The sequence below is a fragment of the Bradyrhizobium sp. STM 3562 genome, from assembly GCF_045571435.1.
Lineage (GTDB): Bacteria > Pseudomonadota > Alphaproteobacteria > Rhizobiales > Xanthobacteraceae > Bradyrhizobium.
This window is the reverse complement of the sequence record NZ_CP120694.1, coordinates 4437982-4452255: the sequence shown is the minus strand read 5'-3', so window position 1 is coordinate 4452255 and position 14274 is coordinate 4437982. Positions and strand designations below refer to the sequence as shown.

The following is a 14274-nucleotide window of genomic DNA, read 5'->3' as shown; positions in this document are numbered from 1 at the left end:
AGAATCGTTCGGCCTGTCAGGCGGGGCACAGCAATGCCAGTTCCCTATGACGAGTCGGCCACCGTGATAACGCCGCCCACACGGTTCTTTGAATGGTGGCCACTTTTTCACGCCATGGCCGCCGTTTAACTTCGGAGTGATCGGAAGGTCACCGTGCCGGTGCAGCCCAAGACACAATTTGGAGGGAAGACGTGAGGAGCGCGTCGATATCCAAAGGCGTGGCAACCCCGATGCTAACAGCGCTGATCCTGGGCGCCTGTTTTGCGCTGGTGCCGCCGGTCTTCGCAGAGGACACCAGCACGGGTGCCCCACCAAAACTCCTGCTGCAGATCCCCGACGACGCACCGGGCGAACGATGTGCCCGCATCGAGCCATCGCCTTCGCCGATGCCACAGACCGTGTTGTTGCAAAGAACCTTCCAGGACGATTTCGATGAGCATCCGCTTCGAAGCGGACGATGGGTGCCGCACTACGCTGGGCCCGTCGTGATGCCGGAGTCCTTCTATGCCGGCGGTGATGGATCGGAGTTGCGGCGCAAGACGAGATATAATGGCGAGCAGCAGATCTATGTCGACCCCGGTTACGAAGGGCGCGGGACAGTGCCTCTCGGCCTCGATCCCTTCAAGGTCGAGCGCGGAGTCCTTTCGATCATGGCGCGGCGAACGCCTCCCGAGCTGAAAGAGGTGCTCTTCAACAGCGAATATGTGTCGGGCCTGCTGACCACGCAGCAATCCTTCTCCCAGAAGCATGGCTATTTCGAAATTCGCGCGAAGGTCCCGGTGGGCGTCGGCGTATGGCCGGCCTTCTGGCTGCTTGCCAACAACGGCGGCTGGCCGCCGGAAATCGACGTCATTGAGGGACGGGGACAACAGCCGGGTGACGTGGTGATGACCACGCAATGGCGAAATCCGTCCACCGGCTTGGTCGAACGTTGCGGCTTCGATTTTTCCGTCGCCAATGCTTGGGAAGACTTTCACGATTATGGTGTGCTGTGGGAGCGCGACCGGCTGGTCTATTTCATCGACCGCAAGCCGGTGTCGGAGATCAAGGCGCCAGGCAGCTTCGAGGATCCCATGTACATGATCGTGAACCTGGCAATGGGATCCAAGGTGTTTGGCGGGGTCGGGTTTGTCGATGCCCAATCGCCGCCCGAGGTCGAATTCCAAATCGACCGCATCTCGGCCTATCAGCTTGAGTCCGCCCTTCCGCCCGCCGAGACCGCCACGAGGTGACGCTGCCAAGGGTCTGCGCGGAAGATCATCGCCGCTAGAGATTGATGACCCCGCGCCGTGCGGCGTGGGTGACCGCATCGGTGCGACCGGTCGCGTCGAGCTTGTCGAGGATCGAGCCGACGTGGAATTTGGCGGTGTGAACCGATATCCCGAGCTGGCGTGCAATCGCCTTGTTGGAAGCGCCTTCCGCGAGCAAGGCGAGCACGTCGAGCTCTCTCGGCGTCAGTTCGATCTCGGCGGGCTCGGCGGCCTTGCGCGGTTCACGCGAGACGACCGCGACGTTCGCCGTCTCTCCCGGCGCCGCCAGCCGCAGGCCCGCGACGCCGCCAAGCAGCGAGGCGAGACGGTCCGCAAGCACCGGATCGTCGATCTCGACAGCGAGCACGATGGGCTCCGGTTCGCTCACGCCTCCGGCCTCTCACCGACGGTCAGCTTGAATTGTACGGGCTCGCCGGCGCGGCGGACCGAAACGTCGACCACGGAGCCGACGCTGTCAGGACCGAGCGTACGCGCAAGCGCGCGGACGCCGGTGAGTTTTTCGTCGTTGAAACCGATAATGATGTCGCCTTGCCGGATGCCGGCAGCCGCCGCCGGCCCCTGCTTGTCGACGTTCATGACCATGGCGCCAACGCCCTCATCGAGCCTGACCGGCTGCAGGCCAAGGCCGAGATAGCCGCGCGCAATGCGGCCATGGCTCTCGAGCCTGGCCGCGACGCGCTCGATGGTCGCCGTGGGGATGACGAGCACGCGCCTTGGCCCCTGCACCGCCATGCCGACCGCGTTGCCGGAGGCATCGACAGCAAGGCCGCCCTGGTGGCTGTGGCGCAGGCGAACGTCGAGCTCGAGCCGCGCATCGATCTCGCCGCCGCGCAGGCTGCGCCAGCGTTCCCCGACCAACGACACCATGGCGAGGGATGCGGTGGGCGCACCGCGCTCGGCGGCAACGACCAGGGCGAGAGAGCCGAGCGCCGGCACGGTGGGGGACAATGTTGCGGCCGCGATGCTCCCCGTGTCGACACGCAGCAGTGCGACATCGGTGGTGTGATCGCGGCCGGCGATGCGCGCGGCGCGCTCCGCTCCGTCGGCGAGCTTGACGGAGATCTCACCGTCCTCCGCCAAAGCCTCGTCCGCCGTCACGACAAGGCCGGGTTTCCAGACAAAGCCGGAGGCGCGCAAGCGATGGGAATGGACGGAAACGACTGCCGGCGCTGCGCGCGCGACGATATCGGCGAAGGACGAGGAGATGGCGGCAAGGCTGGTGGCGTTCGGATCGGTCATGGATGGCTCCCATGGGGTTTCACCTCAATCTGGGAGCTCGTGGCCGGTTGTGGAACTAGCCGGGTGGGCAGGGGCACCATGTCATGGGCAGTTCGCGCCAGCGGCCGCCAACTTGCGGGTTCCGGTGCAAGGTGGAGCAGGTTTTGCAGGGTCTTTGATTTGGGATGGCGGGTTTGTTGGCCCGCGAAGGAGGTTCGCTTCGCCGAAATAAGTGCGAGGCCCGGTGTGCCTAGGAGTCCGGGCCTCGCAACTTTCCCCCGCCCATCACGTGCGCCGATGGCGACCTCTCTAACGGGTAATGCAGAGCCGTCCTAGACCGGGAGACTACGGACGATATCGGGTCTTGATCGGCATGCAATAGACGCTGCTCGCATCGGCGCACCGGAAATTGCCCGCTATGCCTTCGGTGCGTCCGGCGTCCAGGTCGGCGGTCGAAAATAGGGTTGCGATGCGCCGGCAAATGCCTCCCGCGCGATCAGCCTGCTGGCGGGGGAGATCATCAGACCCTCACATTCGGATTTGCTGAAATAGCGCAAGGCCGACATCTCACCATCGCCCGGTCGATGCGCGCCGCCCACGGCCTTGGCGCGAAACGCGATACAGGTGTAGTACGCGAGATCGCCATTGGGATAGCGAATGAGGAATTCCGGGCCGCCGAACACTCCGATGATGCCTTGCAGCTCGGCAAAGAGCCCGGTCTCTTCAAAACATTCGCGCAGAGCCGCGTCCGCAGGCTGTTCGTGCGGATCGATGGCGCCGCCGGGAAGCGTCCAAAATCCCATTTCAGAATCTTGGCCCAGCAGCAGGCGGCCTTGATCGTCGAAGATCACAGCGGCAACTGCCGTGAGCGCAACGAGGTCGTGCCCGACCTTGGCGCGGATCGCTTTGAGATAATCGGAAATGGCCATGCTTCGCCGGATTGCCTGTCCCCGATGCCGGATTGCCCCAGAAGCCTTGGGGCGTCAATGCCGTCACCGTCCCAGGCGAAATCCGCCGCGGCGGTCTCCTCGCGGGCGTCGGTTTCAGTGGCTGCGTTCGAACTCCGGCGACGCCGGTAAGGCGGATTCGTCGGGTACGAGGCTCGGCTCCTTGTGACCCGCGTTTTTCTCGACGATCTCATAGCCGCAATGATCGAGCCAGGCGATCAGCCGGTCCGCCATGGCGTAGTCCCAGCCGGGGTAGGACCTCGCGATCGCTTGGCGGGGCGTAAGCTTCCGACCCATGCTGTTGCCTTCTTGCCGTTTACCGCCCATGCGCAGTGAACCCGACCGAACCCGGATTGGTTCCGAGCACGTTGGCGTGATCCGCGTTTGCGCAGTAGCCGGCGTTCCCGGGGCGCGCGAAGTGGCGCTTGGCGTAGGGCGGCGCTGATCAACAGGACGCCTGCGAAGCGCCGATGATTTGCAGATAGCTTCGGGAAATGATGATCGGCGAAAACCGCGGGGTCCAGTTCAAGTGACGGCCACTCCAGGTTTTGCAATCATGCTGGCGCCAGTGTCTCGCGCTTCACGCGAAAGACGAACGCTGAATGCGAGGAGAGCCAAATTCATGACGGGCCGCTCAAGCATCAGCCCCGCGTCGCTTGGCTTCTCTCGCTCCGATCGCGTGGGCGAGCACCAGGCTTGCTTCATTCACGCACGCTGCCGCGTTCAGCTATCTAAACTATCCTTCACTTGTCACATCGCCTTGTTGGGCCCAGGTTCGCGCGCAACGGATCAATGTTGCCGACGGGGGCTGCAGTTGCGATTTTCATCGTCCTTTCAGCAGATGGGTCGAATGCTGCGCCCGGTGCGCCACTCGTTGCAGAAACATTCGGAAACAAACTCACCAAAGAAAAATCACGCGAAGATCTTTGTGAACACTATTCCGAAGTCCGGGAGTGTTTTCATTCTGACTGCGTTGCAGGAGCTCGCCGGGTGCGAGCATCTTGTCCTGGGCACCGGGTACGTCCCGAACGACTCTCTGCTTCTCGATCAGGCCCGCAAGTTCAGCCAAGGAGGATTCGCGGCTCAGCAGCACGCGGATTGCAGACCGAACAATCTTGCCATTCTGGAAAAATTCGTCCCCAAATGGGTGGTCCATTTGCGCGATCCGCGCTCCGTGACATTAAGTTGGACGCATCACCTCGATAAGTTCGTTGCACTCAATCAAAGGGGCATGCTCGATTATGTCGCACCAATCCCAGGCGAGGACTACCTTGCTTTGGACTTCAGCGGCCGGTTGGACTGGCAGATAACTCATTTCTTGCCTCACATCGTCCATTGGACTGCCTCGTGGCTGGAGTATGCGGACAGGAATGCCGATCGCGTTCTGGTGTCGACCTACGAGCAGATGATCGATGACCAGGCGGCATTTTTCCGCCGGCTCTTAAACTTTTTCGATATCTCCAACCCGGAGCTGGGCGATCTGTCGCGGTTTCGCAGCGAGGCGCACCATTTCAGAAAGGGCGAAGTTGCGGAGTGGCGAAGCGTCTTCACCGAGGAGCAAAAGGCCCGTTCACTAGCCGCCATTCCCGAGACGTTGCGAACGCGCATGGCGTGGCCTGTTGACTGATCTGGGGGACTGGACCCTCTTGCCCGGCGCGAGGCCGCAGCCGGTGGCGGCGACCGCTAACGGCTACACTGACTCATGAGGGATTTTGCGAATTTGGCGGAAGGGGTGGGATTCGAACCCACGGTACCCTTGCGGGCACGCCGGTTTTCAAGACCGGTGCCTTAAACCACTCGGCCACCCTTCCAATGCTGCGACATCAAGCATTTGGCGGGGGGAATTTCAAGGATGGATGGGGACGGAATGCGGTCAGACCCGTAGCGGGCCTGACGTGACGCTAAAGTTTGCAGGGGAGTTCGGGGCGGAGTGCCGCTTGCAGCATTTCGATCATTCGGAGCCCTAAAGAAGCGAGATCAGCCTGGTCTCTCCGCGCAAGTGATTCTATGCGGCGATGGTGCAGCAGGGAGCGCTGATCTGAACCATCGCCAAGCCGCCGCGGCTTGGGCCGCGCTGGAGTCAGCCGGCCTGGGCTGACCCTCGCGCGCTCCGAATAAGCCCCTTACCTGCTCATGAAGCAGGCCCCGAATTTCCAGCTATAACCATAAGGACAGGGGCGGCGAGGCCTCGTCCATACGGGGCATTCATTGGACACGCCTCCCGTGGCGGCGATGCTCCAGCCATTGACGACGCAGCCTCCTCTGGGGGCTGCATAGCAGCCCGCGCCGCATCCATCTGCGGCATTGGCGGCGCTTATTCCGGGGATGGCGGCGGCGAATAGGGCGGCGATGAAAAGGTTCCTCATGTTGCCTCCGTGATCGGGCGCAAGCAGACGTTGCCGTTGGAAGAAGAGGTGGGGGGCATCGCGAGGATAAACAATCCCAGGCGCCAAAGCATCGTCTGGCAAGCTGCCGGCGTGCGGAACGCCCGATGCGTTCGCGTCTGCGAGCGCGCAGCTTCAATCCGATGATGTCCATGGGACAGAACGGTCAGTCGCAACAAGGCGCAGATCGGTCACTTTTCACGGCCGGCTGCAAGCGTCGACTCAGGCCTGCTTGCCTTCCGGCAGTTTGACCGGCACGTGCGGCGAAGTGCTCACGACGGGCGGGCTGCCGTCGGCATAGGCGTGGCTTCTAATGAGCGTCTCAAGCATCAAAAAGAACTTTTCGGCAAGCATGGCACTTCCCCCATTCAATTTTCGCACTTCAGCCGGCTGCGCCGAGATGAAGTTTCCGCATCGTGAGGAGGCTGATACGGCAATAGTGCCGGTAGATCAGGCTGAGGACCGTCCACATGATCGACTCCGTTGTTGATCAATGGAGCCATGATGGCGCCGCTTGGTTTCGGCGCGTCTTCGCACGCGTGGAAAAATGATTTCGTCGGAGCAGCGAAAACTTCGTCGCGAGGTCAACGGTGAAGTCAGTTCACGGCTTTGCGAGTTCTCTCGCTCGAGAATGCGGGGCCAAGGGAAGCTGCCTCAGTGGGCCAGACGCATTTCCGACCGGTATCAAGCGCAACGGCCAGATCAGGAAGCAGCCCCGGCCTGTTCAGCCTAAAGGCAGCAGAGCCCGCAGCCACGGCAAGGCCGTCGAGTCATTTCGTAGTTCATGCTCGCGCCACGCACCGGCGCGGTCAGGTAAAGGCGAACGCGATGAGGCTCGAGCACAGCAGTGCAAGACCGGCAGCGGTCAGTGCCAGAAAGCTGTCGGAGACAAGGTCATGATTGCGCATGTACACCCTCCGATCTCCAAGCTCGTCCGAATCGATCAAGCGTTCCGAACGAGCCGAATTTGCGGCAGTGCGCCGTAGGCGGCTGCTTCAGGCCATCAGGCCCAAAGCACGCCCTCAAAAGCGTGAGCCAGGAAAATCCCGACACCGACCAAGCCCATTACCGCAGTCACAGTTTCGAACATTGCAAGCATCCTTCCGGCCCCGCGCAGCAGAAAACACAGTGCCACCCTGCACAGTCAAAAAGATTCCTCCGGCACTGCCCATATTCCCGTTCAGGTGGGGATTTCCCGCAACAGGTGTCTCAAAAGGGAGCACGGAGAGTGCGGTTCAAGCCGGCAGATCAACGACCTGCGCGGACAACCATTGATTCACCACGACAACGGTCTCCCCATTTCCGCCTTGTTCCGGTTGCGATATCGTCCGCTCCCGGTGCGAGGGGTGGTGCACCGAAACGTAAAGTGAGCCGGCCGCAGTCTGTGCAATAGGCGGCGGGCCGGCTGAATGGTAATTTGGGGCAGATGGGGATTCGACAAACAGATCGCGTGGTCGGCGTGGCGCGCGGCGCTGTTGCTGTAACTCTCTGCCTGGTCCTCGCCAACTGCGCCTCGTCCAACAAGTTCGCGAGCCGGCTCGATCCCAAATACGGCGTCTCTTCGAGTCCGCGCGTTGTCGAGCCCGGCGAGCCGGTGCCGAAGGGTGGCGGCACGTACCGCGTCGGCAAGCCCTATGTGGTGGCCGGTCGCATCTATGTGCCCCAGGAAGACGTCAACTACCGCGCGGAGGGTCTGGCCTCCTGGTATGGCGACGACTTTCACGGCCGGCTGACGGCCAACGGCGAGGTCTTCGACATGGATTCGCTGAGCGCGGCGCATCCGACATTGCCGATGCCGTGCTACGCGCGGGTCACCAATCTCGCCAACGGCAAGTCGCTGATCGTGCGCGTCAACGACCGTGGCCCCTATGCCGCCAACCGCCTGATCGACGTCTCGCACAAGGCGGCCGATCTGCTTGGCTTCAAAGGCAACGGCACCGCGCGGGTGCGGGTCGAATACGTCGGCCGGGCGCCACTGGAAGGCTCCGACGATCGGGTGTTGATGGCGACCTTGCGCACCGGCGTGCCGGCACCGGCGCCATCGCTCGTGCGCGTTGCCTCCGCCCGCCCATTCGTTCCGGAAGGTCCGTCCTACGGACGTCCGATCCACGGCGAGGTGCCGATGCCGCAGGACCGGCCCTATAGCCTCGGCAACACTTCGGCCGATTACGCCTCGGTCAATGCGACCTCCGAGATGTCGGCTGCGAGCCGTGCACGCTCGAGCGGCCGGACTCTCGAAAACCACCGCGCGGTCTCCTATGAGGAAGACGCGCGTTATGCCGAGCCCGTCAGCCCGGTCTCCGCCTATGCGCCGGTCGATTCGCAGGGCCCGAGCGAAGTGCTGGCCGGACGCGGCCTGTACTGACCGCGTCAGCTAGACCGCATTGTCCTTCAGGAACGCGATCAGTGCGGCGTTGACCTGTTCCGGCCGCTCCTGCTGGATCCAGTGGCCGGCGCCATCGATGATGAGCTTTCCTTTCAGATTCGGCAGCACCCGCTCGAGCTCGTTAATGCGCTTGGCGCCGATCAGCCCGGTCACTACCGAATCCTGAGCGCCCGCGATGAACAGCGACGGCTGGCGGATCTGGGCGTCCTGCCAGGGCGCGGTCAGTTCCCAGTTGCGATCGATGTTACGGTACCAATTTAGCCCGCCACGAAAGCCGGTCCGCTGATAGGTGCCGACGAAGAACGCGAGATCGGCCTCGCTCAGCCAGTGCGGCAGCGGGCGGTCGGCGGAGACCTCGCCGAGAAAGCCCTTGGCCGCATCGATGAAGAGCGAAGCCGACGCATCGGAAAAGCCGCTCCCCAGCAGCGCCCGCATGCTGCGCGCGACATCGCGCTCGAACTCGGCCTCGGCGACGCCGGGCGTCTGAAAGTATTGCCAATAGAAATTGCTGATGCCGTTCTCGCGCAAGGTCTCGAGCGGCCGGCCGCGGCCGCGGAAGGGCGGCGGCACGCTCATCCCGGCCACCGCGGTGAAGAGATCGGGGCGGAACAGCGCTGCATGCCAGGCGACGGGCGCGCCCCAATCGTGGCCGACGATGGCGGCCTTGCTTTCGCCAAGCGCGGCGGTGAGCGCAACCATGTCCCCGACGATGTGAAAGATGCTGTAGGCGCCGACATCGGCAGGCGCGCTGCTGTTGCCGAAGCCTCGCATGTCGGGCGCCACGACATGAAAGCCGGCCCGCGCCAGCGCGGCGATCTGGTGGCGCCAGGAATAGGACAATTCCGGCCAGCCGTGACAGAGCAGGACAAGCGGGCCCTGGCCCTCCTCGAGCAGGTACAGCTCGATGCCGTTGACGGCGATGGTGCGCGAGGAAGGCATGGCGTTTCCCGTTTGTTTTTGAATGTGGGATGCTCACGATAGGTTCCTTCGATTTCACCGACAATCGCCGGCGGCGCCAAAAAGCCGTGTTGTTTGCGTGACTTCCAACTGTTAGAAGGCGCTGTTCAAGGACTTCGTTAAAGGCGCGCCTGATGTTCCCGTTCAGCCTGGGTAAGGTTACGACCGGACGGCTGCTGCGCGGCCTGATCGCTGGTGCGGTCGCGGCATCGGTTGCCTGGGGCGGCGCGCTGCTCGCCGCCAATCAGAGCGTGCAGGGGGCCAAGAAGGAAGAGGGCGGCTTTGAAGGCGACGCCCCGACCGCAATCCTGATCGAAGCCACCACGGGCAGCGTGCTGTTCGAGAAGAACGCGGATGAGTTGCGCGCGCCCTCCAGCATGATGAAGCTGATGACCGCCGAAGTGGTGTTCCACGCCATCCAGGAGGGCAAGGTCAAGCTGACCGACGAATATCCGATCAGCGAATATGCCTGGCGCCATGGCGGCGCGCCCTCGGGCACCTCGACGATGTTTGCGGCCATACACAGCAAGGTCTCGGTGGACGATCTTCTGCATGGCGCCGTCATCCAGAGCGGCAATGACGCCTGCATCGCGCTGGCCGAGGGCATGGCCGGCAACGAGCGCACCTTTGCGAGCGACTTCATGACCAAGCGCGCGCGCGAGCTCGGCCTCACCAAATCGACCTTCGCCAACGCCAACGGCCTGCCAGACCCCGGCAACAAGATGACGGTGCGCGAGCTGGCCATGTTGGCGCGCCATATCATCCTGACCTACCCCGAATTCTACAAATTGTTCGGAGAGAAGGAGTTCACCTGGAACAAGATCCGGCAGCAGAACCGCAACCCGCTGCTTAACTCTCTGGAAGGCGCTGACGGCCTGAAGACCGGGTACACCAAGGAGGGCGGCTACGGCATCGTCGGGTCTGCGGTCCAGAACGGGGTTCGCTTGATCGTTGTGGTCAACGGCCTGGAGGACTCTGAAGATCGCGCCAACGAGGCCAAGAAGATGCTGGAATGGGGGTTCCGCAATTTCGAATGGCGCAACCTGTTCGCCGCGCAGCAGCCGCTCGGCTATGCGCGCGTGTTCGGCGGCGACAGCCGCTCGGTCCCGCTCACGAGTCCCGAGCCAATTAAGGTGATGGTGCAGAAGAACTCCAACGAGAAACTGATCGCGCGCCTCGTCTATAAGGGCCCGGTGCACGCGCCCATCCAGGCCGGGCAGCCAGTCGGCCTCATCAAGGTCTGGCGCGGCCCCAATATCGCCGTAGAGCAGCCTGTCTATGCCGCCGAGTCCGTCGCTATAGGATCCACCATGCGCCGCGCGATCGATGGGGCGAGCGAGCTTGTGATCGGCATGTTCCGCGCCGGTGTCGAGAAGCTCTGACATGGCGGAGGACGCGACCAGACGAGCTCCCGGGCGCGGGCGCTTCATCACATTCGAGGGCGGCGAGGGCGCCGGAAAATCCACCCAGATCAAGAAGTTGGCCGAGCATCTTGAAGCGGCCAGGCTGCGCGTCGTGCTAACCCGGGAGCCTGGCGGCTCGCCGGGCGCGGAAATCATCCGTCATCTCGTTCTGTCAGGGGTCGGCAAGCTGCTCGGACCAGACGCGGAGACCTTGTTGTTTGCGGCCGCACGTGACGATCACGTGCGAACGGTGATCCTGCCGGCGCTGACCCAGGGCGCTTGGGTGCTTTGCGATCGCTTCTATGATTCGACGCGGGCCTATCAGGTCAAGCTCGGTCATGTCGCCCCGGGCGTGCTCAACGCCATGCAGCGGGTGACCATCGGGGACCTCAAGCCGGATTTGACCATCATCCTCGACCTGCCGGTCGAGATCGGTTTGAAGCGGGCCGCGTCCCGTCGCGGCGGCGAGCCGCCGGATCGTTTCGAGTCGGAGGACCTCAAGTTTCATCAAGAGCTTCGCGAAGCCTATCGCGAAATCGGCGCAAGTGAACCGGAGCGCTGCGTGCTGATCGATGCCAATGCCGACGTGAGCACGGTTGCAGCCCGTGTCTGGAGTGCCGTGAGCGAGCGCTTCTTCGCCAACCCGGCCAACGTGGCCGCGCCCGCATGAGTCCTCGCCAGGCGGAAGTCGAGACGCTCGTGCCGCATCCGCGCGAGACGTCCGCGTTGTTCGGGCATCGCGACGCCGAAGCGGCGCTGCTTTCCGCCTATCGCAGCGGGCGGATTCCGCATGCCTGGCTGCTCGGGGGACCACAGGGCATCGGCAAGGCGACGCTCGCCTACCGCATGGCGCGCTTTGTGCTGAGCCGTCGCGATCCGCTCGCTCCCGAGGTGCAGAGGGCCGAGACGCTCCAGGTCGACCAGAACGAGCCGGTGGCCCGGCAGGTCGCCGCGGGCGCGCATGGCGGCCTTTTGACGCTGGAGCGCACGCTGAACGACAAAGGCGTGATGCGCACGGTCATTACCGTCGACGAAACGCGCGAGACGATCGCCTTCTTCGGCTCGACCGCGGCCGTCGAAGGCTGGCGGGTCTGCATCGTCGACACCGTCGACGAGCTCAACCCCAACGCGGCGAACGCACTGCTCAAGATTCTCGAGGAGCCGCCGCAGCAATCGCTGTTTCTCCTGATCAGCCATGCGCCGCGCCGGGTGCTGGCGACGATCCAGTCACGCTGCCGCAAGCTTTCGTTGCGGCCGCTATCGCAGGCAGACGTCATCAGCGCGGCGGCACAGGCCGCGGGTCTCGCGGCTGATGAGCCCGGCTTGCGCGAAGCCGCCGCCGCCTCGGAAGGCAGCGTGGCGCGAGCGCTCACGCTGCTGGGAGGCGACAGCCTGAAGCTGCAGCAGCGCACAGCAGCGCTGCTCGCCGCTTTGCCAGGCGTCGATCCGCGCGAGCTGCACGCGCTCGGTGACGCGCTCGGCACCAGCGACCGCGTGGCGCTCGCGGCCTTCGTCGACAGCATCGAGCATTGGGTGGCCGAGCGCCTGCGTGCGCCGGGCCTTGACGCGAATGCGAACCTGCCCCGCCTTGCACGGCTGGCGGAGGTATGGGAAAAGATCGCCCGCGCCGCGCGCGACACCCAGGACTACAATCTTGAACGAAAACCGCTGGTTTTCTCGGTGTTCGGCATGCTTGCGGAAGCGACGCGGTAGGGGATTTCGCAAGCCCGCGCGCTTCAACCCCGACATTCTGTAGAGCTCAAACCAAGGACATTTGCGGTGGCAGCGCGTAAGACAATTGCCAAGAAGACGACCAAGAAAGCCGCGAAGAAAGTGGGCAAGAAGCGCACGCGCAAGTCCGCCGCAGCGGCGACCAAGAAACGCGCCAAAGCCAAGCGCGCTGTCAAGAAAGCAACGGGCTCCGCCAAAAAGGTGAAGCGCGGCGTCAAGAAGGCAGGAAAGGCCAGGAAGGCGGCCAAGACGGCTGCCAAGGCCCGATCCGCGTCAAAGACCGCGACGAGGAGCGTGAAAAAAGCTCCAAAGACGGCGGCGGCTTCGAACGCGGCCGCACCAAGAGCAAAGACCGCCAAATCGGCCGTTGCCAAGCCAGCGCGTGCCGCCACGCCAAAAGCTGCAACCGTTGGGACGCCGCAGGCAACCTCCCGCGGCAACCGCTTCTACATCACGACGGCCATCGCCTATCCCAATGGAAATCCGCATATCGGACACGCCTATGAGGCGATTGCAACGGACGCGCTGGCGCGCTTCCAGCGGCTTGACGGCAAGGATGTGTTCTTCCTGACCGGCACGGACGAGCACGGTCTGAAGATGATTCAGACCGCGCAGAACGAAGGCATGCTGCCGCACGAGCTCGCCACCAGGAATGCGGCGCGGTTCAAGGACATGGACGAGCGTCTCAATGTTTCCTTCGACCGCTTCATCCGCACCACGGAAGAGCAGCACCATCGCTCCAGCCAGGAGATCTGGCGGCGCATGGCCGAGAATGGCGACATCTATCTCGACAGCTATTCGGGCTGGTACTCGGTGCGCGACGAGGCCTATTACGCCGAGGAAGAGACGAGGCTCGGCGAGGATGGGGTGCGCCTCGGCCCGCAGGGCACGCCGGTCGAGTGGGTGGAGGAGGAGAGCTATTTCTTTCGTCTGTCGGCCTATCAGGACAGGCTGCTTGCGCTCTACGAGTCGCAGCCGGATTTCATCGGCCCCGACGCGCGCAAGAACGAGGTGATCAGCTTCGTGAAGAGCGGCCTGCGCGATCTCTCGATCTCGCGCACCACGTTCGATTGGGGCGTCAAGGTGCCCGACGCTCCCAAGCACGTGATGTATGTCTGGGTCGATGCGCTCACCAATTACATCACCGGCGTCGGTTTCCCCGATGAGGGCGATCCGAACTGGCGCTATTGGCCGGCCGATGTGCATGTCATCGGCAAGGACATCATCCGCTTTCACGCGGTCTACTGGCCGGCGTTTCTGATGTCGGCGGGCATTCCCGTGCAGAAGCGGGTCTACGCGCATGGCTTCCTGTTCAACAGGGGCGAGAAGATGTCGAAGTCGGTCGGCAATGTCGTCGACCCCTTCAATCTCGCCGACCAGTATGGCGTCGATCAGATACGCTATTTCTTCCTGCGCGAGGTGCCGTTCGGCCAGGACGGCAATTACAACCACGAAGCCATCGTCGCGCGCATCAATGCCGATCTCGCCAATGACCTCGGCAATCTGGCGCAGCGTTCGTTGTCGATGATCGCGAAGCAACTCGGCGGCGTGCTGCCCGAGCCGGGCAGCTTCAGCGACAGCGACAAGTCGATCCTCGCCGAGGCCGATGCGATGATCGCGGCGTCGCGCAGCGCCATGGCGACCCAGCAGATCCATCAATGGCTGAACACCGTGTGGTCGGCGGTTGCCGAAGCCAACCGCTATTTCGCGGGCGAGGCGCCATGGGCGCTGGCCAAGACGGATCCCGCGCGCCAACGCACCGTGCTCTACGTGACGGCGGAAGTGATCAGGCAGATCGCTATATTGACCCAGCCGGTGATGCCGGCGGCCGCTGCAAAACTGCTCGACAGCCTCGGTATCCCCGAGAGCGAGCGCAATTTTGCGACGCTCGGCGGGACAACGCGGATCGCATCCGGCACGAAGTTGCCGGCACCGCAGGCCGTATTCCCGCGTTATATCGAGCCTACAGCGGCTTAA

Annotated in this window: 13 protein-coding genes and 1 tRNA gene; 7 read left to right on the top strand and 7 right to left on the bottom strand. The window is 63.4% G+C overall.

Going from position 1 to position 14274, the window contains the following annotated elements; translation table 11 throughout:
- The first annotated feature begins 191 nt into the window (after positions 1–191).
- Positions 192–1232 carry a family 16 glycosylhydrolase gene (locus P6U23_RS20610; RefSeq protein ID WP_407174395.1) on the top strand — a complete coding sequence of 347 codons (1041 nt, stop codon included), beginning with the start codon at positions 192–194 and terminating at the stop codon, positions 1230–1232.
- Positions 1233–1266: 34 nt separating this feature from the next.
- Here P6U23_RS20610 and P6U23_RS20605 read toward each other — a convergent pair whose 3' ends face one another.
- The 4 genes from P6U23_RS20605 to P6U23_RS20590 form a co-directional block, all read right to left on the bottom strand.
- A complete protein-coding gene (locus P6U23_RS20605) occupies positions 1267–1638 on the bottom strand; it encodes a response regulator transcription factor (protein ID WP_407174393.1) in 372 nt (123 codons plus the stop codon).
- The gene (locus P6U23_RS20600; RefSeq protein ID WP_407174391.1) at positions 1635–2510 is read right to left on the bottom strand and encodes a S1C family serine protease; all 876 of its coding nucleotides are present in this window, start codon (positions 2508–2510) and stop codon (positions 1635–1637) included. Before P6U23_RS20600 ends, P6U23_RS20605 begins: the two co-directional genes overlap by 4 nt.
- Positions 2511–2905: 395 nt before the next feature.
- Positions 2906–3418: an NUDIX domain-containing protein gene (locus P6U23_RS20595; RefSeq protein WP_407174389.1), complete on the bottom strand. Its 513-nt coding sequence runs from the start codon at positions 3416–3418 to the stop codon at positions 2906–2908.
- A gap of 114 nt (positions 3419–3532) precedes the next feature.
- On the bottom strand, positions 3533–3733 hold the full coding sequence (locus P6U23_RS20590; RefSeq protein ID WP_407174387.1) for a hypothetical protein: 201 nt from the start codon (positions 3731–3733) through the stop codon (positions 3533–3535).
- Between the two features lie 553 nt (positions 3734–4286).
- On the opposite strand from P6U23_RS20590, the gene P6U23_RS20585 reads away from it, so the two are divergent.
- Entirely contained in the window at positions 4287–5063 is a 777-nt protein-coding gene (locus tag P6U23_RS20585; RefSeq protein ID WP_407174385.1) for a sulfotransferase domain-containing protein, read from the top strand.
- Positions 5064–5157: 94 nt separating this feature from the next.
- On the opposite strand, the gene P6U23_RS20580 is transcribed toward P6U23_RS20585, so the two are convergent.
- Positions 5158–5247, bottom strand: a tRNA-Ser gene (locus P6U23_RS20580).
- Positions 5248–6042: 795 nt separating this feature from the next.
- Entirely contained in the window at positions 6043–6174 is a 132-nt protein-coding gene (locus P6U23_RS20575) for a hypothetical protein (RefSeq protein WP_407174383.1), read from the bottom strand.
- Positions 6175–7246: 1072 nt separating this feature from the next.
- Here P6U23_RS20575 and P6U23_RS20570 point away from each other — a divergent pair.
- Complete coding sequence (locus P6U23_RS20570) at positions 7247–8185, top strand: septal ring lytic transglycosylase RlpA family protein (protein WP_407174381.1); 939 nt, start codon at positions 7247–7249, stop codon at positions 8183–8185.
- Positions 8186–8194: 9 nt separating this feature from the next.
- Here the strand turns inward: P6U23_RS20570 and P6U23_RS20565 are convergent, their stop codons facing one another.
- Positions 8195–9145, bottom strand: a complete 951-nt coding sequence (locus P6U23_RS20565) for an alpha/beta fold hydrolase (RefSeq protein ID WP_407174379.1) — start codon at positions 9143–9145, stop codon at positions 8195–8197.
- A 152-nt stretch (positions 9146–9297) separates the two neighbouring features.
- Between P6U23_RS20565 and P6U23_RS20560 the strand changes: the two genes are divergently transcribed.
- The 4 genes from P6U23_RS20560 (at position 9298) to metG (ending at position 14274) form a co-directional block, all read left to right on the top strand.
- Entirely contained in the window at positions 9298–10545 is a 1248-nt protein-coding gene (locus P6U23_RS20560; RefSeq protein ID WP_407174377.1) for a D-alanyl-D-alanine carboxypeptidase family protein, read from the top strand.
- A 1-nt stretch (position 10546) separates the two neighbouring features.
- Positions 10547–11236: a dTMP kinase gene (tmk, locus tag P6U23_RS20555; RefSeq protein WP_407174375.1), complete on the top strand. Its 690-nt coding sequence runs from the start codon at positions 10547–10549 to the stop codon at positions 11234–11236.
- A complete protein-coding gene (locus tag P6U23_RS20550; protein ID WP_407174373.1) occupies positions 11233–12279 on the top strand; it encodes a DNA polymerase III subunit delta' in 1047 nt (348 codons plus the stop codon). Before tmk ends, P6U23_RS20550 begins: the two co-directional genes overlap by 4 nt.
- Positions 12280–12345: 66 nt before the next feature.
- The gene (gene metG / locus P6U23_RS20545) at positions 12346–14274 is read left to right on the top strand and encodes a methionine--tRNA ligase (protein ID WP_407174371.1); all 1929 of its coding nucleotides are present in this window, start codon (positions 12346–12348) and stop codon (positions 14272–14274) included.

Bases quoted from the DNA above. Each gene is read 5' to 3' on its own strand.
- P6U23_RS20600 (WP_407174391.1), bottom strand. From the start codon at position 2,510: ATGACCGATCCGAACGCCACCAGCCTTGCCGCCATCTCCTCGTCCTTC.
- P6U23_RS20595 (WP_407174389.1), bottom strand. From the start codon at position 3,418: ATGGCCATTTCCGATTATCTCAAAGCGATCCGCGCCAAGGTCGGGCAC.
- P6U23_RS20590 (WP_407174387.1), bottom strand. From the start codon at position 3,733: ATGGGTCGGAAGCTTACGCCCCGCCAAGCGATCGCGAGGTCCTACCCC.
- P6U23_RS20585 (WP_407174385.1), top strand. From the start codon at position 4,287: ATGCTGCGCCCGGTGCGCCACTCGTTGCAGAAACATTCGGAAACAAAC.
- P6U23_RS20575 (WP_407174383.1), bottom strand. From the start codon at position 6,174: ATGCTTGCCGAAAAGTTCTTTTTGATGCTTGAGACGCTCATTAGAAGC.
- P6U23_RS20570 (WP_407174381.1), top strand. From the start codon at position 7,247: ATGGGGATTCGACAAACAGATCGCGTGGTCGGCGTGGCGCGCGGCGCT.
- P6U23_RS20565 (WP_407174379.1), bottom strand. From the start codon at position 9,145: ATGCCTTCCTCGCGCACCATCGCCGTCAACGGCATCGAGCTGTACCTG.
- P6U23_RS20560 (WP_407174377.1), top strand. From the start codon at position 9,298: ATGTTCCCGTTCAGCCTGGGTAAGGTTACGACCGGACGGCTGCTGCGC.
- tmk (WP_407174375.1), top strand. From the start codon at position 10,547: ATGGCGGAGGACGCGACCAGACGAGCTCCCGGGCGCGGGCGCTTCATC.
- P6U23_RS20550 (WP_407174373.1), top strand. From the start codon at position 11,233: ATGAGTCCTCGCCAGGCGGAAGTCGAGACGCTCGTGCCGCATCCGCGC.